The sequence below is a fragment of the Weizmannia sp. FSL K6-3076 genome, from assembly GCF_038007245.1.
In the GTDB taxonomy this organism is placed as follows: Bacteria; Bacillota; Bacilli; order Bacillales; family Bacillaceae_C; genus Weizmannia; species Weizmannia faecalis.
The window spans coordinates 3,327,211-3,346,930 of record NZ_JBBOWU010000001.1; the positions used below are offsets into that span (position 1 = coordinate 3,327,211).

The 19,720-nt window shown below is 47.6% G+C and carries 21 protein-coding genes; all 21 read right to left on the reverse strand.

What is annotated here, in order from left to right; all coding sequences use genetic code 11:
* Position 1 precedes the first annotated feature (1 nt).
* The 21 genes from NSS95_RS15785 to rpoE all read right to left on the reverse strand — a co-directional run bounded on the left by NSS95_RS15785 (position 2) and on the right by rpoE (position 19,547).
* Complete coding sequence (locus NSS95_RS15785; protein WP_081106229.1) at positions 2-451, reverse strand: low molecular weight protein arginine phosphatase; 450 nt, start codon at positions 449-451, stop codon at positions 2-4.
* Positions 452-568: 117 nt separating this feature from the next.
* Positions 569-1,120 carry a manganese efflux pump MntP gene (locus NSS95_RS15790; protein WP_061577326.1) on the reverse strand — a complete coding sequence of 184 codons (552 nt, stop codon included), beginning with the start codon at positions 1,118-1,120 and terminating at the stop codon, positions 569-571.
* Positions 1,121-1,264: 144 nt separating this feature from the next.
* Positions 1,265-2,326: an L-threonylcarbamoyladenylate synthase gene (locus NSS95_RS15795; protein ID WP_340714020.1), complete on the reverse strand. Its 1,062-nt coding sequence runs from the start codon at positions 2,324-2,326 to the stop codon at positions 1,265-1,267.
* Positions 2,327-2,525: 199 nt separating this feature from the next.
* Positions 2,526-3,287, reverse strand: a complete 762-nt coding sequence (gene spoIIR / locus NSS95_RS15800) for a stage II sporulation protein R (protein ID WP_340714021.1) — start codon at positions 3,285-3,287, stop codon at positions 2,526-2,528.
* Between the two features lie 74 nt (positions 3,288-3,361).
* Positions 3,362-4,213: a peptide chain release factor N(5)-glutamine methyltransferase gene (prmC, locus tag NSS95_RS15805; protein ID WP_340714060.1), complete on the reverse strand. Its 852-nt coding sequence runs from the start codon at positions 4,211-4,213 to the stop codon at positions 3,362-3,364.
* Positions 4,214-4,224: 11 nt separating this feature from the next.
* On the reverse strand, positions 4,225-5,295 hold the full coding sequence (prfA, locus tag NSS95_RS15810; protein ID WP_026683928.1) for a peptide chain release factor 1: 1,071 nt from the start codon (positions 5,293-5,295) through the stop codon (positions 4,225-4,227).
* 150 nt (positions 5,296-5,445) lie between these two features.
* Entirely contained in the window at positions 5,446-5,835 is a 390-nt protein-coding gene (locus NSS95_RS15815; RefSeq protein ID WP_014096747.1) for a hypothetical protein, read from the reverse strand.
* 65 nt (positions 5,836-5,900) lie between these two features.
* A complete protein-coding gene (locus NSS95_RS15820) occupies positions 5,901-6,473 on the reverse strand; it encodes a thymidine kinase (protein ID WP_029142835.1) in 573 nt (190 codons plus the stop codon).
* 116 nt (positions 6,474-6,589) lie between these two features.
* Complete coding sequence (gene rpmE / locus NSS95_RS15825) at positions 6,590-6,790, reverse strand: 50S ribosomal protein L31 (RefSeq protein WP_013860746.1); 201 nt, start codon at positions 6,788-6,790, stop codon at positions 6,590-6,592.
* Positions 6,791-6,949: 159 nt separating this feature from the next.
* On the reverse strand, positions 6,950-8,230 hold the full coding sequence (gene rho, locus NSS95_RS15830) for a transcription termination factor Rho (RefSeq protein WP_061086448.1): 1,281 nt from the start codon (positions 8,228-8,230) through the stop codon (positions 6,950-6,952).
* 434 nt (positions 8,231-8,664) lie between these two features.
* Positions 8,665-9,630 carry a class II fructose-bisphosphatase gene (gene glpX / locus NSS95_RS15835; protein ID WP_014096744.1) on the reverse strand — a complete coding sequence of 322 codons (966 nt, stop codon included), beginning with the start codon at positions 9,628-9,630 and terminating at the stop codon, positions 8,665-8,667.
* A gap of 109 nt (positions 9,631-9,739) precedes the next feature.
* Positions 9,740-11,026, reverse strand: coding sequence for a UDP-N-acetylglucosamine 1-carboxyvinyltransferase (locus tag NSS95_RS15840; protein WP_014096743.1), 1,287 nt, complete (start codon positions 11,024-11,026; stop codon positions 9,740-9,742).
* A 179-nt stretch (positions 11,027-11,205) separates the two neighbouring features.
* Positions 11,206-11,853: a fructose-6-phosphate aldolase gene (fsa, locus tag NSS95_RS15845; RefSeq protein WP_014096742.1), complete on the reverse strand. Its 648-nt coding sequence runs from the start codon at positions 11,851-11,853 to the stop codon at positions 11,206-11,208.
* A gap of 301 nt (positions 11,854-12,154) precedes the next feature.
* On the reverse strand, positions 12,155-13,012 hold the full coding sequence (locus NSS95_RS15850) for a class II fructose-bisphosphate aldolase (protein ID WP_014096741.1): 858 nt from the start codon (positions 13,010-13,012) through the stop codon (positions 12,155-12,157).
* Between the two features lie 211 nt (positions 13,013-13,223).
* Positions 13,224-13,589, reverse strand: coding sequence for a response regulator (locus NSS95_RS15855; protein ID WP_013860752.1), 366 nt, complete (start codon positions 13,587-13,589; stop codon positions 13,224-13,226).
* A 191-nt stretch (positions 13,590-13,780) separates the two neighbouring features.
* A complete protein-coding gene (locus NSS95_RS15860) occupies positions 13,781-14,929 on the reverse strand; it encodes a hypothetical protein (protein ID WP_035183228.1) in 1,149 nt (382 codons plus the stop codon).
* Positions 14,930-14,941: 12 nt separating this feature from the next.
* On the reverse strand, positions 14,942-15,775 hold the full coding sequence (locus NSS95_RS15865) for a hypothetical protein (protein WP_035183226.1): 834 nt from the start codon (positions 15,773-15,775) through the stop codon (positions 14,942-14,944).
* The gene (locus NSS95_RS15870) at positions 15,772-16,461 is read right to left on the reverse strand and encodes an ABC transporter ATP-binding protein (RefSeq protein WP_035183224.1); all 690 of its coding nucleotides are present in this window, start codon (positions 16,459-16,461) and stop codon (positions 15,772-15,774) included. The genes NSS95_RS15865 and NSS95_RS15870 overlap by 4 nt, the downstream gene beginning before the upstream one ends.
* The gene (locus tag NSS95_RS15875) at positions 16,458-16,859 is read right to left on the reverse strand and encodes a GntR family transcriptional regulator (protein ID WP_035183223.1); all 402 of its coding nucleotides are present in this window, start codon (positions 16,857-16,859) and stop codon (positions 16,458-16,460) included. The genes NSS95_RS15870 and NSS95_RS15875 overlap by 4 nt, the downstream gene beginning before the upstream one ends.
* Positions 16,860-17,130: 271 nt before the next feature.
* Positions 17,131-18,732, reverse strand: coding sequence for a CTP synthase (locus NSS95_RS15880; RefSeq protein WP_026683935.1), 1,602 nt, complete (start codon positions 18,730-18,732; stop codon positions 17,131-17,133).
* 230 nt (positions 18,733-18,962) lie between these two features.
* The gene (rpoE, locus tag NSS95_RS15885; RefSeq protein ID WP_014096735.1) at positions 18,963-19,547 is read right to left on the reverse strand and encodes a DNA-directed RNA polymerase subunit delta; all 585 of its coding nucleotides are present in this window, start codon (positions 19,545-19,547) and stop codon (positions 18,963-18,965) included.
* Positions 19,548-19,720 lie beyond the last annotated feature (173 nt).

Below are 19,720 nucleotides of genomic sequence, written 5' to 3' on the forward strand. Positions count from 1 at the left end.
GTCACACCCGCCCCTGGTTTCCCGTTTTCCTGTTTTTAATCAAACGATTGATCAATGCATGCAATTGTTGATAAGTTTCTCTGTAAGCATCCAGGCTGCCGCCGTACGGGTCCGGTACATCCCCGCTGCTTCCGGCATACTCCGCGATGGTAAACGTTTTATTGCGGGCATGCGGATACCGTGCTGCCACTGCCTGTTTGTGCCCGGACGTCATCGTAAGAATCACGTCAGCCCAACCCGCCAAATTCTCCGAAAGGTTCCGGGCGTGGTGGCGGAAATCGATTCCATTTTCTTTCAGCACCTCGTAGGTATGGACAGAAGCGTCTTCACCCTCGGGCGCAAAAAGGCCGGCTGATTCCACTTCAATGCCCGGCAGCTGTTTCGCTTTTAAAATGGCCTCCGCCATCGGGCTCCTGCATGTATTCCCGGTGCAAACAAAAAGGATATTCAAAGGCTGTCCCCCTATCCTGAACGATTTAAATCTACTATTATTATAGTAAAAAAGACCTTAATTACAAGGTTAATCTGTAGATAGATAAAAAAAGCCGGAAAATTGAAACCGGCTTTACTAAATAGAAAACAACAATTTGAGCCCAAAAACAACGAGGATCGTTCCCCCAAGCACTTCGCCGTACATCCCGATCCAGCCCTGGAATTTCCTGCCGATCAAAAGGCCGAGCCAGGTTAAAAATGTAGCAGCAACGCCGAAGCAAATCATAACAGCAACAGTCCGCACGCCGAAAATGCCAAGTGATAGCCCGGCAGAAAAACTGTCCAGGCTTACACTCAACGCAAACAGCATCGTTCCCCATCCGGACGGGCTGACAGCTTGCGCCCCCTCCTTTTTGAAGACCCATACAATCATCTGTATCCCCATAATCACGAGCAATATGCCACCAATATACTGGGCAAATAGGCCAAAAGTACGGGAGAGAAGATGGCCCGCAAAAATGCCGAGAACCGGCATCAACACATGAAAAATGCCGACCGTTAAACCTATGTAAAAGATTTGCCTCAGTCTGGGCTGCATCATGCCCACGCCGAGGCTTACCGAAAAAGCATCCATACCGAGCGCCAAAGCCATGATCGCCAAAGTTACCATTTCTGCGATGACTGCCATCTCTTTTTCCCCCTTTGGACGTGCCTACTCCAGCTTATGCACGTCCGGGGCGTTTTAGAAGCCGCAGATCATCCGAAACCGCCCGCGCACCCGATCCGCAATAAAACAGCACCAAGCGATAAGGACAGTTTAAAAGCGTCCGGGTTACTGAACATCCTCTTCTTTTACATAACGATGCCCCGCTGCTTTCTCAAGCCGATTCATAATCGCCCGGCCGATGCCTTCACGCGGAAAAATTTCAGAAAATATCACATCCACTTTTTGCGCATTAAACGACCGAAGTGTATCATACAAGTGCTGGGCAACGGTCTCAAGGGATGCCCGCCTGCCACAAACTGCCACCACATCAGCACGGACGATACCGGACGTTTCTTCCGTCACAATCGCCCCTGTTACTTCCCCTTTTTCCCGGTGCGCATCGATCATTCGCTGCATAAAAGCCGTGCTGCCATCCACAAGATAAACCGGCGCATCCGGCGCATAATGCGTATATTTCATGCCAGGTGCTTTCGGCCGGGTGCCAGCACCAGTCCCCTTTAGTCCCGGATCAAGCCTCACTTTTCCAATCCGTTCTTCGAGCTGTTCTTTCGTAACACCGCCCGGGCGCAAAATCACAGGCACTTCCGCTGTCACATCGAGCACGGTCGATTCCACTCCGACACCCGTTTCTCCGCCGTCCACAATGCCGGCAATTTTACCGGCAAGGTCTTCCCGGACATGGCGAGCTAATGTCGGGCTCGGCTTGCCGGACCGGTTGGCGCTCGGGGCGGCAATCGGCAGCCCGCTCATGCGAATAAGCGCCAGTGCAACCGGATGCCGGGGCATGCGGATCCCGACCGTGTCCAGCCCGGCCGTCACCTTTTCGGACAATGCCCCTTTCTTTACTTTTACAACGAGCGTAAGCGGGCCCGGCCAAAAAGCTTTCATCAGCACTTTCGCCGTTTCCGGTATTTCTTCCGCCAATTCTTCCAGCTGCTTTTCCTCCGCAATGTGGACAATCAGCGGATTATCGGATGGCCTTCCTTTTGCCTTGAAAATCTTATCCACCGCTTCATCGCTTGTTGCATCGGCTCCTAAACCGTATACCGTTTCAGTCGGAAAAGCGACTGTCTGCTTCTCTTTCAGTAACTGCGCTGCTTCTGCAAGTTGTGGATAAGCACCGGGATTCTCCACAGTTTTATCCACAACCCAGTATTTTGTTTCCATTCTTTTTCACCTTTCTCCATCCAATCATCGGTCCTGCCAGAATATTTATTTATCAAGTTTTCTCCCGGCAAGTATACAAAAGTTCGAAAAATGAAACAAGTATTATCCACAACTTGTGGATAATACTTCGCATTTTGTTGATAACCCGTCTTTGTTCCAGCCCGTTTGTCCGGCTTTTCCACAATCCGGGTGGAAAATGTTAAAACAGTTCTTTGATCACTTTCACAATCAGCAGCTTTTTCTCCACCTCGCCATCCTCTCCGGCGTAAACAGCGCTAGTGTGGTTTGCTGTTTCACCGACTGGCTGTTTCGTTTTGCGGTCTTGTGCCGCTGGTTGATTTTCATGCGGTTTCCGGTTCACTTTTTCAGCTGCCGGCTCTTCCGCAGGTTTTGTGCGGGCATTGGAAGGTGCAACCTTCTTTGTTTCCGTCTTCTTTTCTTCACCCCCGCCGGTTGTTGCAACGCCGTTTGAAAAATCGAGAAAACAGAGGGGCGGATACAGGACGCACCACCAATTGGCGCCCTTGCCTTCCCCAAGCGTAATCAAAACCGCTTCATACTTCCCGGCCGGATATAAGTACTGGCCGTATAATTTTGTCGGAAAGGCGACCTTACCAAGTTCGGCTTTTACCGGTTCGTCCAGCTGTTCTTCCGCCATCACCCTTCTTGCAATGCTTTCAATTTCCGGCAAGTGGGAGCGGATGACTTTTTCCGCTTCTTTTTTGGAATTTAAGTGGCCTACCCATTTGGCGATGTTCGTATTTACTTCATCGCGGATTTTCCGTTTTACTGCCTGGTCTTCCGGCTTGTCACTGTTTGCCAGAATGCGCAGCCGGATCGCATCTTTCGGAATAACGATGGTTTCAGCCTCCACCGCTTTTTGTTTCGGTGCATATAAACTGATGATCGTTGCGATCGATAACATGAAAATATACAATGAAACCACTGTTTTTCTTTTCATTTTCTTCCCCCGTCCCTTCATATTCCCATTGTGGGCAGGAACAGGGGATTTTAAACTATGAATCTGAAAAAAAGCTAATTTTTTTCGCAAAACACCATCCGCTCATGGCCGTTGATATCGCGGACCACTTCCACAACGCTTTCCGGAAATGTATCCCGCAACAAGCAGGAAACGCGCTCCCCCTGGCCTGACCCGATTTCAAAACCGACGAGCGCCCGCTTGCTTAAAACAGACGGCAATGTTTCCATAAAGCGCCGGTAAAACGCAAGGCCGTCTTCTCCGCCAAACAGGGCCGTTTCAGGGTCATGGTCGCGCACCACAACGGATAACGAGCTCCGGTCCGTTTCCGGGATATACGGCGGATTGGATAAAACAATGTCCAATTTCTCGCCGTGTATAAACGGTTGGAGCAGATCTCCGTGCACAAACCGGATATCCGCATGCAGGGCTTCAGCGTTTTTTTCAGCTACGGCAAGCGCTTTTTCCGAAATATCGGAGGCGTACACCAAAAGCTCCGGAAACTCCAATTTAATTGTGGTCGCGATAATGCCGCTCCCTGTCCCGATATCTGCCAATTTAAGCCCTTTTGTTTCCCCGAAATGACGGCGGATCCGTCCGATTGCACCCTGCACTAGTTCTTCCGTTTCCGGGCGCGGAATGAGCACATCCCCGTTGACAAAAAATTTTCGTCCGTAAAAGGTTTCATAGCCCGTAATATGCTGGACCGGAACCCCTTTTGCATGGGCTTCTGCCGCTTGCCGGAACTTCGCCTCCACATCCGGAGGCAAAACCATCCGCAAGTTGGAAAGCAGGCGGGTGCGATCCATATCCAGAAAATGTCCGAGCAAGATCTCCCCGGCTTGCGCGTCGCGGCCGTTTTCCGTTAAAAAAGAAGAAGCCCACTGCAAGGCTTCATACACTTTTATGTTCCTATCCATCAGCCATTCACACTCTCCAGTTTTTTTGACTGGTCTTCAAGAATGAGGGCATCAATGATTTCATCGAGTTTGCCATCAAGCACCTGGTCAAGCTTTTGGATCGTTAACCCGATCCTATGGTCCGTCACACGGTTTTGCGGAAAATTGTACGTACGAATCCGCTCGGAACGATCCCCCGTTCCAACGGCAGATTTCCGGTTGGCGTCATATTCCGCCTGCGCTTCCTGCTGAAATTTATCATAAATGCGGGCACGAAGCACTTTCATCGCTTTTTCTTTATTTTTGATCTGCGATTTTTCATCCTGGCAGGACACGACAATCCCGGTCGGAATATGGGTCAGGCGCACAGCCGACATTGTCGTGTTGACGCTTTGCCCGCCCGGCCCGCTTGATGCAAATGTATCGACGCGGATATCTTTTTCATTGATATCCACTTCGACTTCCTCCGCTTCCGGCAAAACCGCAACCGTTGCCGTAGACGTATGAATACGCCCGCCCGATTCCGTTTCCGGCACACGCTGCACCCGGTGGGCCCCGTTTTCAAACTTCAATTTTGAATACGCGCCCTTGCCGTTCACCATGAAAACAATTTCTTTGTACCCGCCGATCCCCGTGACATTGGCTTCAATCACATCGATTTTCCAGCCTTGCGATTCGGCATAACGCGTGTACATACGGTACAGGTCGCCTGCAAACAACGCGGCCTCATCCCCGCCGGCAGCCCCGCGGATTTCCACAATGACGTTTTTTTCGTCATTCGGGTCTTTCGGCAGAAGCAAAATTTTCAGGCGTTCTTCGTATTCCGGGATTTTTGACTCGAGTTCATGGATCTCTTCTTTCACCATGTCCTTCATTTCAGGATCGAGTTTTTCCGAAAGAAGCGACTTTGCATCCTGGAGCTGTTTTTGCACTTCTTTATATTCACGGTACACCTGCACGGTTTCCTGTAAATCCGACTGCTCCTTCGAATACTCCCGCAGTTTTTTCGGATCATTGACGATCTCAGGATCACTTAACAACTCGTTCAGCTTTTCGTACCGGTCTTCCACGGCCTGCAACCGATCGAACATCGAACCCCACCTCATTTCACAACGTATTCCCGTTCCGATAACAGCAAAATCCGCCCTCAGACATAACAAATTTATTATAGTATACGCACGGGGAAACTTAAAGCGGAACATGAAAACAGCTGCTGAAACGCCTTTTTCCGGGATGATTTCCTATTTCACGTCTATTCGGACATGAACGTTGTAGCGGGGCGCCACTTTCAAAAGCTGGCTGCGGATGTCCGCTGCTTTTTTCATTCTTTCCCTGTGGTTCAGCTGTTCCTCCGTGTGAACATTGACCCACATATCTTTCCCGTTCACATATACCGAATGGGGGACGGCGCTGTCCATCTTCCAAACCGCTTCCCGCACCCTTTCGATATCCGCATTTACAGCGGTTGCCCTGCCAGCATCCCCGTTTCTTTGCCCGGCCTTTTGCGTATCCGCCGTGCTTAACGGCCTCGTCTCAATACGATCCGGCGCAGCTTCACGGGTCCGGTTTTGGGCCGTACAACCTGCTAAGAGCAGCATGGCCAGGCAGAGGAAAATCAGCTGTTTTGCCATAAAAAAAACCTCCTTTTCCAGTAGGTTTCCCTTCGGACGGAGGTTTATTTACGGACCACGTGCCGTCACAGCGGCGGATGGTCGTGGCATTTGCGGCAAACAGGATAATACGTGTCGTTCCCGCCAATCTGGATCTGGTCCCCTGTATACACCGGCTTCCCGTTCTCGTCGACGCGCAAATTCATCGTCGCCTTCCGTTCGCAAAACCAGCAGATCGTTTTCATTTCTTCGATTTTATCGGCATACAAAAGCATGTACTTGCTGCCCTCAAAAAGCTCATTTTGAAAATCATTTTTAAGGCCGAACCCCATTACCGGGATATGCAAATCATCAACAATGCGGGCAAGCTGCAGCACATGCCTTTTTTTCAAAAACTGGACTTCGTCGATCAGGACGCAGTATGGCGCGGGATTGTACCCTTTCACCATTTCAAAAATATCCGTATCATCGTAAATCGGGATCGCTTTCCTGCGCAAGCCGATTCTGCTCGAAATATAGCCTTCTTCATCGCGCGTATCGATGCCCGATGTAAAGATGAGAACCGGTTTATTCTGCTCTTCATAGTTATGGGCAACTTTCAATATTTCAATCGATTTGCCGCTGTTCATTGCGCCGTATCTGAAAAATAGCTGTGCCATCGTTCCCGCTCCTTATTTCAACAAATATGGTTTTAGGATCAGAAAAATCCGTCCGGGCAAACCGGCATCCCATAAAAAAAACAGGCAAACGCATCGCCTGTTTTTCATGGATTCTTTTATTTAAGTCCGTATTTTTTATTAAAGCGATCAACACGTCCGTCAGCAGTCGCGAATTTTTGGCGTCCTGTATAGAATGGATGGCATTCGGAACATACTTCCACGCGCAGTTCATCTTTTACAGAACCACTTTCGAATTCGTTGCCGCACGCACATTTGACCATTACTTTTTTGTATTCTGGATGAATTCCTGGTTTCATGCTTTTCATCTCCTTCAGCCCTGAGTCATTGCGAAACAGAGTTCTATTGTTTTACGGGACACGCCCTGTAAAATTTCATAAACACACTATGCTTAGTATAGCAAGTCCGAAGTGGAAATGCAACATCACTGCCTGAAAAAAGTTCTTCCTTATTTTTCCTTATATTACACGCCTTGACGATGATACTTTCAAGTCTGCTTTGATCATTTCCACAAACTCGTCGTTTGTTTTGGATTGTTTCAGCTTGCGCAAGAATTTTTCGACAAAATCCGGAGAATCGGACATCGATTTGCGGATCGCCCACAGCACTTCGAGATGGTCTTTCGAAAGCAGCAGTTCTTCTTTCCTTGTACCGGAACGGCGGATGTCGATGGCCGGGAAAACGCGCTTTTCAGCGAGGGAGCGGTCAAGATGGAGCTCCATGTTCCCGGTGCCTTTAAATTCTTCATAAATCACATCATCCATGCGTGATCCGGTATCGACTAGCGCGGTGGCCAAAATTGTCAGGCTGCCGCCTTCTTCAATATTACGCGCCGCCCCGAAAAACCGTTTCGGACGATGGAACGCAGCCGGGTCAATCCCGCCTGAAAGCGTTCTCCCACTCGGCGGAATCACAAGGTTATAGGCGCGTGCGAGGCGCGTAATGCTGTCCATTAAAATGACGACATCGCGCTTATGCTCGACAAGGCGCATCGCTCTTTCCAATACGAGTTCCGCAACCTTGATATGGTTTTCCGGCACTTCGTCAAAGGTCGAGCTGACGACATCCGCATGCACGGAACGTTCAATATCTGTTACTTCTTCCGGCCGTTCATCAATCAACAGAACGATCAATTCCGCATCAGGATGGTTCACGGTAATAGAGTTGGCAATTTCTTTCAGCAGCATCGTTTTACCGGCTTTCGGCGGCGCCACAATCAAACCGCGCTGCCCGAAACCAACCGGGGTGATTAAATCCATAATCCGGGTGGACAGTTTTTCGGGAACCGTTTCAAGGATAATCTGCCGGTTCGGATAAAGCGGCGTAAGAGCCGGAAAATGAACCCGTTCCTTAGCGGTTTCCGGGTTTTGGCCGTTTACCGCTTCCACATGCAGCAAGCCGTAATAGCGTTCGTTTTCTTTCGGCGGCCGGACTTTGCCGGAAACCTTATCGCCGTTTCTTAAATCAAAGCGGCGGATTTGCGAAGCAGAAATATAAATGTCCTCCGAACTTGGGGAGTAGTTGATCGGGCGCAGGAATCCGAATCCTTCCGACTGGATGATTTCGAGCACGCCTTCCATAAAGAAATACCCTTCTTGCTCTGCCCGTGCTTTTAAAATCGCAAAAATTAACTCTTTTTTCGTCAGTTTGCTATAGTAGGATACTTTATACTCTCTTGCAAGGGCATAAAGCTCTTTTAACGTCATATTTTCCAGACTTGATATTGATAAACTTTCCATAAAAACACCACACTTTTTCAATTTACAGTCGGGTAGAGCAGTCTGTTTCTTCCGTTACATCAAAATTTTCCATTTGTTCCCGGCGCTTAAAACTATACCGGTATACCAATGGAACAGAACAGGCTAAAAATAAAGGAATGTGAAGGCAAGATATGAACATCCACAGTTTTGCTTTGCGCATAGATAGAAAACATGAGCTGTCTGCAAAGAGGCAATGTTGCAGCACGTGCATCTATGGAGCCGCACCATGTACGGAAGAAAAAGAAGACAAACAATTGAATATTTATAAATAAAATCATAATCATTTTAACCCTGAAACAGAAGAGAAATCAACTAAAAATAGCATAAGAGGTAAAAAACTTTGTTGAAAATGGGAGGGAAGGCGGCACTTCCGCCCTTCCCCCGCCGCTATAGCTGCATGGTCCCCCGGAGATTTACGCTTTGATCACAAGGTTCGGCTTTTTCTTCAGACTGTGCTGCCCTTCAATAAAGCGGACCGTCCCCGACTTTGCACGCATGACGACAGAATGGGTGGATCCGTACTGGCCCTTAAATTGGACACCGCGCAAAAGTTCCCCGTCGGTTACGCCGGTCGCAGCAAAAATGGCGTCATCCCCGCTCACAAGGTCGTCCATCATCAGCACTTTATTGATGTCAACCCCCATGCTCAGGCAGCGTTCTTGCTCCGCGTCGTTTTGCGGCAGAAGGCGTCCCTGGATCTCGCCGCCGAGGCATTTCAGCGCAACTGCTGAAATAACCCCTTCCGGCGCGCCGCCCGATCCGAACAAAATATCTACACCGGTATGGTCGAATGCCGTGTTAATGGCAGCTGCCACATCCCCGTCATTGATCAGTTTGATCCGGGCGCCTGCAGCACGGAGCTGCGCAATAATTTCTTCATGGCGCGGACGGTTCAGAACTGTTGCCACCACATCCTCGATATCTTTATTTTTTGCCTTTGCCACAGCTTTTAAATTATCGATAATCGGCGCATTAATATCAATCATGCCGACTGCTTCAGGGCCGACAGCAATTTTATCCATGTACATATCCGGCGCATGGAGCAAATGTCCGTGATCTGCTATCGCCAGCACACTGAGCGCATTCCAGCCGCCGGATGCAAGAATATTCGTTCCTTCCAGCGGGTCAACTGCAATGTCAACGCGGGGGCCGTATCCGTTCCCGAGTTTTTCCCCGATGTACAGCATTGGTGCTTCATCCATTTCCCCTTCACCAATGACGACAGTGCCTTTCATCGGAATGGTGTCGAACACATCACGCATCGCGGACGTTGCCGCATCATCCGCTTCATCTTTCAATCCGCGCCCCATCCATCTTGCGGATGCAAGTGCTGCAGCTTCCGTGACGCGAACCAATTCCATTGACAAACTTCTTTCCAATTTCACTACCCCCATAAATAGATTTTTAATTAGTATATCACATTTAAAAAATTATTGTGTCATAATTTCTCTGTTTTTTTCTATTTATGGGGGAGCCGGCAGTTGTTCGCTAGGAATGGTTCAGGTGTTCCATCTCCTTTTCGGACATGCCTTCCCGCCAAACAGCAGCACCAAGTCCGGTTAGTTTTTCCACGAGGCAGCTGTATCCGCGGTCGATATGTTCAACGCCTGTCACTTCTGTCACGCCTTCTGCCATCAGGCCGGCAATGACAAGGGCAGCACCCGCACGCAAATCACTCGCTTTCACCTTTGCCCCTTGAAGCCGGACCGGACCGTTTACAATCGCAGACCGTCCTTCCACTTTAATATTGGCGCTCATTCTCCGCAACTCGTCAATATGTTTAAAGCGGGCGGAATAGATTGTATCGGTTACGATGGACGTCCCTTCTGCTCTTGTCAGAAGCGTGGTGAACGGTTGTTGCAGATCTGTCGGAAACCCCGGATAAACGAGCGTTTTAATATCAACGGGTTTCAGCTTGTCTGCTTTCCCGATAAAAATCTGTTCATCCCCGGTTTCCACAGGTATGCCCATTTCCCTGAGCTTTGCGGTCAGCGACTCGAGATGATGCGGAATGACATTGTCAACAAGTACTCCTTCACCCGCGGCCGCCGCCAGGATCATAAACGTACCGGCTTCGATCCTGTCCGGAATAATCGTATGCCGGCAGCCGCTCAAATGGTCTACGCCTTCAATCCGGATGACATCTGTTCCGGCGCCTTTAATTTTTGCGCCCATATTTGTCAAAAGTGTGGCTACGTCAATGATTTCCGGCTCTTTTGCAGCGTTTTCAATGATTGTCCTTCCCTTTGCTTTAACGGCAGCCAGCATAATATTGATCGTTGCCCCGACACTGACAACGTCCAGATAAATACGGGCACCTTTCAATTCATCCGCCCTTAAATAGATGGCACCCTGCTCATTTGTCACTTTTGCGCCCAATGCTTCAAAGCCTTTAATATGCTGGTCGATCGGCCGCGGTCCGAGATGGCACCCGCCCGGCAGCCCGATGACAGCTTTTTTGAACCTGCCGAGCATCGCGCCCATTAAATAGTATGAGGCACGCAGTTTCTTCACCCTGCCATTGGGCAGCGGCATCGAGATCATATGGCGGGGATCGACCGTAATTTCCCCGTCCTCTGACGTAACCGTTGCCCCGATCTCTTCCAGCAGGCCGGTCAATGTCCGGACATCGGAAATTTCAGGCAAGCCTTCTATTGTTACAGGAGATTCCGCGAGGATGGTCGCAGGTATTAAAGCGACAGCGCTATTTTTTGCGCCGCTCACTTTAATGGTGCCTTTCAAAGGATATCCCCCGGCAATTTTTAGCTTTTCCATATTAAGCTCCCTTCTTTAGCGGGTATGGATGTACATTCCGGCTGTAAATGGCCGTTCGCAAACTGAGTCCGAAAGCTCCGAAAAACAATATGAATCCCAGCAACAGGATTGCCGAACAGGCGGAAAATCAAACTGTCCCGGAGAAAGCAAGAAATAAAGAGCAATTTTAAATATTTCCGTTATTTTGCTGTACGGCTGTTCCAGTCGCGTGTAAATTGTTCAATCCCTTTGTCTGTTAACGGATGCTTGAACAGCTGTGTGAGCACTTTAAACGGGACGGTTGCGATATGCGCCCCTGCGAGCGCCGCTTGTGTAATATGTTGCGGGTGGCGGATCGAAGCTGCGATAATTTCCGTATCAATTTGATGGATGGAAAAAATTTCGGCAATCTCGGAAATCAGGTGGATGCCGTCATGACCGATATCATCCAGCCTGCCAAGGAACGGCGAAACATACGTTGCACCCGCTCTTGCCGCCAAAAGCGCCTGATTGCTGCTGAAAACCAAGGTAACATTTGTGCGGATGCCTGCCTGTGCCAATTGATGAACGGCTTTCATTCCTTCCGGCGTCATCGGCACTTTGACTGTAATATTCGGAGCAATAGCCGCCAGTTCCTTTCCTTCTTTCACCATACCTTCCGCATCTTCGGAAACGACTTCAGCACTGACAGAACCAGGCACGAGCGCCGTAATTTCTTTTAACCGGTCATGGAATGAAACATTTTCCTTTGCCACAAGCGACGGATTTGTCGTTACACCGGACAAAATCCCCCATTCATTTGCGGTTTTGATTTCCTCGAAATTGGCAGTATCAATAAAAAATTTCATTCTGCTTCCATCTCCTTTTATGGTTCCTATGTATCCATTTCCACTATACCACGGAACGAAAAGAAAGTTCAGAAAAACAACCGTTTTTTTCACTGGCGCCTATCCAAAAAAACTATAAATCCTCTTGTTTCGCACCTTTGAACCTTGTTTCCCTAAAAAAGCCCAAATCTAAACGCCTGAAGCCATTCGCATTTTAAAACGCCATACCAAAAAAGCCCGGCACGCACGGGGCAGCGCCAGACCTTTTTTATCTTGAACACTCATCCTTAAGGCATGCGTGTTCTCGGCTAATCTAAAACGATCATGCTTTTTGGTTAGAACCGAACTCGCGGATTTTGCCGATAACGGTTTGTTTAATCGTTTCGCGTGCAGGCCCGAGGTATTTGCGCGGATCGTATACATCCGGATCAGCTGCCAATACTTCACGAACCGTTTTCGCGGAAGCAATTTGGTTTTCCGTATTCACGTTGATTTTCGCAGTACCTAAAGAAATAGCTTTTTTAATATCAGCTTCAGGGATGCCTGTCCCGCCGTGAAGTACAAGCGGCATGCCGGTAATTTTGCTGATTTCTTCCATTTCTTTGAAGCCAAGGTTTGGTTCGCCGTGGTAAGGGCCGTGAACCGAACCAAGAGCCGGTGCTAAAGCGTCGATTTTGGTCGCGTCAACCAGCTTTTTACATTCTTCAGGATCCGCATAAATGATGCCTTTTCCGACAACATCGTCTTCCTGGCCGCCGACAGTGCCGAGTTCTGCTTCCACAGATACGCCGTGGGCATGCGCATATTCCACCACTTTAGAAGTAATTTCCACGTTTTCATCAAACGGATGGTGGGAAGCGTCGATCATTACAGAAGTAAAGCCTGCATCAATGGCTTTCTTTGCATTTTCAAAGCTTGAACCGTGGTCAAGATGGATCGCGACCGGAACCGTAACATTCAAGTCTTCCATTAAACCTTCAACCATTTTTACAACGGTTTTAAAACCGCTCATGTAACGGCCTGCTCCTTCGGAAACACCGAGGATGACCGGGGATTTTTCTTCTTCTGCAGCCATCAGAATGGCCTGGGCGTATTCAAGGTTATTGACGTTGAATTGCCCTACCGCATATTTCCCTTCTTTTGCTTTATTCAGCATTTCAGTCATGGAAACTAAAGGCATGAATTTTCCTCCTTATCATTTGCGTTAAAAAGATTGCCCGAGGTTATCATTTTTATGATATACAATCTTCATAACATCATACTAGCCTATTGATCATTCCTTAACAATCATAACAAACAAAACCGGCATTTACCAATGAACTTTATTTGTCGGTAAAAAGAAATAAAATTATCAAAATTTTACGGTTTAGCACTTTTTTCACTTCATGCGCTTACATTGCCAAATATTTTTTCACTGCCTTGCGGATGTCGTCAATATCAAACGGCTTTGCAAAATGGGTCAGTGCCCCGAGCTCCTTCGCTTTCTCAATCAAGTCCAGTTCGCCGTAAGCGGTCATAATGATGGCCCGGATATCCGGTTTCATTTCTTTCAGCTTTTTTAAAATTTCAATGCCGTCCATGCCGGGGATTTTCATATCCAGCAAGACAAGGTCGATTTCATGGTTTGCAGCCAGCGAAAGTGCCTGGGGGCCGTTTGCCGCCTGAAAGGTTTCGTAGCCCTCTTTCTGCAGCACTTCCGTAAGCAAAACCCGGATGCCAAATTGGTCGTCAACAATTAAAATATTCGGCTCTCTCATTTTTCTCCTCCATCAGCTGATCAGTTTTAACAAAATTTGTATGTATTTTTGCCTAGCAATGCCCACTTGCTTTATGTATGTTAAACTATTTCTACTTCTCGTTCCTTTTTTCCTGCTTATACAAGTGGCAAATTGAATGATCATAGACGGAGGCGGAAAAGCAGCAAAAAAATAAAAGGGGAAGGCCCCTTTTATTCTATCGTCAACTCAACCCCTTCCACATACCGGGGGTTAATTCGTTTTCCTTTTTGAACCACTTTTCCACTGTACAGCTGCTTGCCGCTTGAAATGTCAAACACATACAGGAGACACGCTTTTTCCCGGGAATCGTTCGGGATAAGGAAGTACAACCTGCCGTTTTTGATTTCAGGGATGGGGTTGCCCGTACTCTGGTACTTGATAGCAAATGTCTTATCTGCTTTCAGCTTTCCATTCCCGTCAAAGGTTAAAAGGCGCGCGCCTCCGTTCTTTTTTTCGGTTGCCATATAAACTGCCTTTCCGTTGTAAACAGATTTCCAATCATCGCGGTTTCGTAGCGGAATGTTTATCGGTGGCTTGAGTTTTTTCGTTTCATTTGTGCAATATTTGTAAATAAAGGTATTCACTTCCTTTACTGAACCGTCACCGTCCACTTTCTCTTCTTGATATGCCAGTATATGGTTGGGCTTGTTCACGTCGGTTTCTGCGAGCTGGGTATATTGAGCCATTCTCCCCGTCTGTCCTCTTTGTGTAATCCATTTGCCTCCGGTTATTTTCTTGTCCGGCAGGCTGACACGATATACGCGGATATCTCCATCTGTGGCTGCCGCTACTTTCAGCTCATTTCCAGTTTTTTGCACATCCCAAACCGATGGAAAAGATTGTTTTGAAAAACCTTGCACCTTCCTCTTCATTGTTTCTGTTTTTCTTGTTTTCTTATCCAGCACCTCGACATACAGTTCTTTATCGAACCGGTGAAGCGGCTGCGGAATGATGTCCGCATAAGCAATCATTTGTCTATCCTCATAAAAGCCGCCATGATTGGTCTTTCCCCTCATAAATCGGGGATACTGCTTGACATACTGCTTGTACCAATCCGGGTCTTCATCTAGTAGCGAAAAAGAAGATTCCCTTCCTAAATAGCGGCTTCCAGATGAAGTAATCGAAAACATGCGATTCAAAAGGTTATCTTCCTGGTTATCCAGAGCAGTAATTTTAACATTCCGGATTTCTTTTTCATTTCCGCTTATCTTTTTCAGCACAAGCCCCGGATCCTTGTCAGCAGCCAATGCGGTATAAAAAAGGGGGATCGCTGCCACAACCGCAACCAAAATCACCAATAAATTTATATAACGTCTCATCGTATCTCTCCCTTACACCGTTACTTTGTATTTGATCAAGTATCCCCCCAGCAGGATAGAATACCCCGCAATGATGGCCGTCATGGCCACTTCCATCCATAATACTTCCGTTTCGTATAAAACACCGGGCAGCAATATATCAAAGAGCAATTCCGGCGTCCAAAATAAAACGAACGAGAGAAAACCGAAAAGCAGGCCGAGCAAGACCCCCTTCATGCGGAAACTTCTTTCCAATAAGATGGCCGTAAAGATCACAAGGACCACTGTAAACCCTAACCCGTAATGTAAGAGAAAGTCTATCACTGTACTAGGAAGCAACAGGTTAAACAAGGGAAAACTTAAGACAGCATCTATGACCGTCATATCCATCCTGTAAATGCCCGGTGTAATGGCATTAAAAAAGAAATGTTCAACCGGCAGCAAAACAATCTGAACAGCAACAAATCCAAACACCATCAGCAAAATGCTCGCCGCTTTCGCCAAATAGAGATTCCATCTTTCAACAGGAAGCATCAAAAGCCGGTATATAAACGTATGCTTACCGTACCAGTCCCTGTACCAAATCAGGAATATATAAAACATCATGGCCGCCGCACAAAGCGCAATCGGCCCCATGAACCAAACCGAACCAAAGCAGTCGATAAAGCCGATCGAACCATAATGCTTTACGTATGCCAGTTTTGGCAGTGACTGATGATACATGATCTCATTTGCTTGCGTGATGTAACGATGCACCGTCAAAAAAACGGACGTAAATTGTGAAAGGATGGTGATTGCAACCAAAGACCAGTAGATTTTCGCAAAACGGTTAATTTCGAAGTTGACGAGTTTTACAAAACTTTTCATTGCCGGTATACCTCCCTCATTATATCGACAACGGATTTCCCTTCGCTTTGGCGAATGTCTTCCGTGTAAAATTCCTTTAAAACCTTCCCGTCCCCGAGCAGCACCACTTTGTCCAATAGATGCTCAATATCATTGATTTCATGTGTGGTAATCAACACCCCGCGGTTTTCAACCAGGTCGCTCGCGAACACATTTGCAATTTGTTCCCGGCTGAAAATATCAATGCCCGAAAAAGGTTCATCCATCAGCACATAATCTACATCGAGCGATAGCCCGAGCAGCAAATTCACTTTTGCCATGTTTCCTTTTGAAAGGTCACCGATCCGGTCATTTTCATTCAGTTTGAAAAAATAAAGCAAGTCTTTTGCGCGCAATGTATTCCAGTCTGGATAATAATCCCGCATAAAAAGAATGGCATCTTTGATTTTCATCCGCGGCAGCATGATGGGCGCATCCGGAATGAATGCCAGCTTCTCGTAAATATGTTTGTTGTACGGTTCCCCATCGATCAGAATCTTTCCTTTGCTGACCGGGACAAGCCCTGCAATCGCTTTTAAAGTGGTTGTTTTGCCTGTCCCGTTCACCCCGATCAAACAGGTAATTTCCCCTTTTTCTGCTGTAAAAGAAAGCGAATCAAGCACTTTTTTTCGCCCGTATTTTTTCGTAACTTCCATAACTTCAATCATGCCCGGCCCCCCTTTTGCCCGCGGTATTGCCTTTTTACCAGCTCCAACAGCTCCTCCAGCGGAATGTCCATCGGGCGGATCGCATCCAGAAAATCAGCCAATGCTGACTGGATCAGTTCTTCCCGTACCCCGGCAAGCACTTCCCGGTCTGTTGTAATCCGGCTCGGAAGATTGCGTTCTGTGTGGATCAAACCTTGCTCCTCCATTTCTTTATACGCTCTTTGCGCGGTATTCGGATTTATTTTTAACATGGCTGCAAGTTCGCGCCGCGATGGAATTTCCTGTCCCGCCTCAAGGCTCCCTGACGCAATCCGGGTTTTAAAATAGTGGATAACCTGGATGTAGACAGGATCGCGGTTATTCCATTTAATCTCTGCGATGATCTGAATCGCCCCCATCCTTTTTCATCTCTCCATGTGTATGAAGGGCTTCATACACGAACGCCAAAATGATCGTATTAATACATTCATACATCTGATATGTGTATCATATCGTTCATACACTTCTCCGTCAATGGTTTTTTATAAAAAACCCGAAAAAATTTCCGGGCTTTTGTATGAAAAAAAACGAAATGCAAAAAAGCGGTGAGAAACCAAGCATAATGGTCTCTCACCGCTTTTTTCATTTAGGTGCCTTTGGAAAAATGGGGCACTATCCGAAGGGCCAGGTTTATTGTTTACCCTTGATCGACGCTTCGATAAACCCTTTAAACAAAGGCTGCGGGCGTGTCGGGCGCGAGGTAAATTCCGGGTGGAACTGGGAAGCAACGAACCACGGATGGTCCTTCAGCTCGACAATTTCAATGAGCCGGCCGTCCGGGCTTGTCCCTGAGAACGTGAATCCGGCATTTTCCATCTGTTCACGGAATTGATTGTTAAATTCATAACGGTGGCGGTGGCGCTCATAAATGACTTCATCCTGATAAGCATCATACGCTTTCGTACCTTTCACAAGCCGGCAAGGATAAAGCCCAAGGCGAAGCGTACCGCCGAGGTCTTCAATTTCTTTTTGCTCCGGCAAAAGGTCAATCACCGGATAAGGCGTATCCGGGTTGATCTCCGAGGAGTGTGCATCTTTCAATCCGAGGACATGACGGGCAAATTCGACCGATGCAAGCTGCATACCAAGGCAGATGCCGAGAAACGGAATCTTGTGTTCACGGGCATACTGGATGGCAAGAATTTTCCCTTCGATGCCGCGATCGCCGAAACCGCCCGGCACTAAAATGCCGTCTGCATCTTTCAGCAGATCTGCCACATTTTCCCCGTCCACCTCTTCGGCATTGATCATGTCAATATCAATATCTGCATCAAACTGGTAGCCGGCATGTTTGAGCGCTTCTGCAACGGAAAGATAGGCATCCTGGAGTGCCACATATTTGCCGACAAGCGCAATTTTTACCGTCTTTTTCAGATTGCGCACCCGGTCAACAAGCCCTCTCCATTCGGCCATATCTGCTTCCGGGCACTGCAGTTTTAAATGGTCGCAAACAAGCTGGTCCAGTTTTTGCTCCTGCAGCATGAGCGGGATGGCATATAACGTATCGGCATCGATGCATTCGACTACTTCACGCGGCTGGATATCGCAGAACAATGCAATCTTGTCCTTCATATCCTGCGAGATTGGCATTTCCGTCCGGACGACAATGACATTTGGCTGGATTCCGAGGCCGCGCAATTCTTTTACGCTATGCTGCGTCGGCTTCGTCTTCATTTCGCCCGATGCTTTTAAATAAGGAATTAATGTACAATGGATGTACATGACATTGTCAATCCCCACGTCCGTTTTGATTTGCCGGATTGCTTCCAGGAACGGAAGCGATTCAATATCACCGACCGTCCCGCCGATTTCGGTGATGACGACATCTGCATTGGTTACTTTTCCGGCACGAAAGACGCGTTCTTTGATTTCATTGGTAATATGCGGGATGACCTGTACGGTGCCGCCGAGATATTCGCCGCGTCGTTCTTTCCGGATGACTTCGGAATAAACTTTACCGGTCGTGACGCTGCTGTATTTTGTTAAGTTAATATCAATAAAACGTTCATAATGGCCGAGGTCAAGGTCGGTTTCTGCGCCGTCGTCCGTTACAAACACTTCCCCGTGCTGGTACGGGCTCATCGTCCCCGGATCAACATTAATATACGGGTCAAATTTCTGGATCGTAATATTCAACCCGCGGTTTTTTAACAACCGCCCGAGCGATGCCGCAGTAATCCCTTTTCCCAGCGAGGAAACGACCCCGCCTGTTACAAAGATATATTTTGTCACGTGTTGTCCCCTCCTGTAATGTAACATTATTGTTGCCCCAATACACGGCTTCATCCATTTTTAAGGACTTGGGTCTGGTATGAATCGTTTTTTAAATCAGTCCTGTAAAAAACAAAAAGCCCCTCTTGCAATACGGGTTGCAAGGGGGAGCTTGATTTATTTTGCGATATTCCGTCCTTTTCAAAGGAGCCCAAACATAATACTACCGTTGTCCTGGAAAGAAGTCAAGACTAATCTTTGTCGTTAGCGTCTTCCTCTTCTTCGTCTTCAGTAATGTCGAAATCATCCGTGAGCAGTTCATCGTCTTCGAAAGTTTCATCATCATCTTCATCTTCATCGATATCAGAAAACTCATCGTCAGCCAAATCTTCGTCTTCGGCCAAATCTTCATCTTCCTCGTCTTCGTCGGCAAAATCCTCATCATCATCTTCGACGACATCATCGATATCCTCAAGATCGAGGTCCTCATCATCAATAATGTCCTCTTCTTCCTCGACAACTTTCGCTTTTTTCCGCTTCGTTTTTGTTTTCACGGTGTGGGTCACTTCTTCGTCAATCTGGTCAACCGGGTACCAGGCGCGGAGACCCCAAGTGTTGTCCCCCAGGCTGATAAATCTCCCGTCAATGTTTAAGTCCGTATAGAACTGGATCATTTTTCTTTCGGTCTCTTCTTCCGGCAATCCTAAAACCGCGCCGATTTCCGCAAGCAAGTCCTGGAAGGAAGTCACTTGTTTCTTTTCCTCCAATATTTGTTCCGCCAACTCGATAAAAGACATTTCCTTCAGTTCTTCTTTCGGCAACTGTCGCAAGCTCACGCGTCGCACACCCTTTCTCATTGATCAAAACTGCTATATGGCAGGCAAATGCTAATCTTTGCATGATTTAATAGAAAACATATTTACCATTATATACAAAAAGCAAACGTTTATGCTAGCCCCGCGGCCTTTTCCGGCTTTTTTTATCCCGGATTTTTAAGCGGCCCGGTGTC

What these genes read in the sequence shown, in the direction of transcription:
- NSS95_RS15815 (WP_014096747.1), bottom strand. Translation starts at nt 5,835, where the DNA reads ATGGCAAAACAGCTGATTTTCCTCTGCCTGGCCATGCTGCTCTTAGCA.
- NSS95_RS15795 (WP_340714020.1), bottom strand. Translation starts at nt 2,326, where the DNA reads ATGGAAACAAAATACTGGGTTGTGGATAAAACTGTGGAGAATCCCGGT.
- NSS95_RS15870 (WP_035183224.1), bottom strand. Translation starts at nt 16,461, where the DNA reads ATGATTGAAGTTATGGAAGTTACGAAAAAATACGGGCGAAAAAAAGTG.
- rho (WP_061086448.1), bottom strand. Translation starts at nt 8,230, where the DNA reads ATGGAAAGTTTATCAATATCAAGTCTGGAAAATATGACGTTAAAAGAG.
- NSS95_RS15840 (WP_014096743.1), bottom strand. Translation starts at nt 11,026, where the DNA reads ATGGAAAAGCTAAAAATTGCCGGGGGATATCCTTTGAAAGGCACCATT.
- NSS95_RS15820 (WP_029142835.1), bottom strand. Translation starts at nt 6,473, where the DNA reads ATGGCACAGCTATTTTTCAGATACGGCGCAATGAACAGCGGCAAATCG.
- NSS95_RS15865 (WP_035183226.1), bottom strand. Translation starts at nt 15,775, where the DNA reads ATGAAAAGTTTTGTAAAACTCGTCAACTTCGAAATTAACCGTTTTGCG.
- NSS95_RS15875 (WP_035183223.1), bottom strand. Translation starts at nt 16,859, where the DNA reads ATGGGGGCGATTCAGATCATCGCAGAGATTAAATGGAATAACCGCGAT.
- spoIIR (WP_340714021.1), bottom strand. Translation starts at nt 3,287, where the DNA reads ATGAAAAGAAAAACAGTGGTTTCATTGTATATTTTCATGTTATCGATC.
- prfA (WP_026683928.1), bottom strand. Translation starts at nt 5,295, where the DNA reads ATGTTCGATCGGTTGCAGGCCGTGGAAGACCGGTACGAAAAGCTGAAC.
- rpmE (WP_013860746.1), bottom strand. Translation starts at nt 6,790, where the DNA reads ATGAAACCAGGAATTCATCCAGAATACAAAAAAGTAATGGTCAAATGT.
- fsa (WP_014096742.1), bottom strand. Translation starts at nt 11,853, where the DNA reads ATGAAATTTTTTATTGATACTGCCAATTTCGAGGAAATCAAAACCGCA.
- NSS95_RS15790 (WP_061577326.1), bottom strand. Translation starts at nt 1,120, where the DNA reads ATGGCAGTCATCGCAGAAATGGTAACTTTGGCGATCATGGCTTTGGCG.
- NSS95_RS15850 (WP_014096741.1), bottom strand. Translation starts at nt 13,012, where the DNA reads ATGCCTTTAGTTTCCATGACTGAAATGCTGAATAAAGCAAAAGAAGGG.
- NSS95_RS15855 (WP_013860752.1), bottom strand. Translation starts at nt 13,589, where the DNA reads ATGAGAGAGCCGAATATTTTAATTGTTGACGACCAATTTGGCATCCGG.
- NSS95_RS15860 (WP_035183228.1), bottom strand. Translation starts at nt 14,929, where the DNA reads ATGAGACGTTATATAAATTTATTGGTGATTTTGGTTGCGGTTGTGGCA.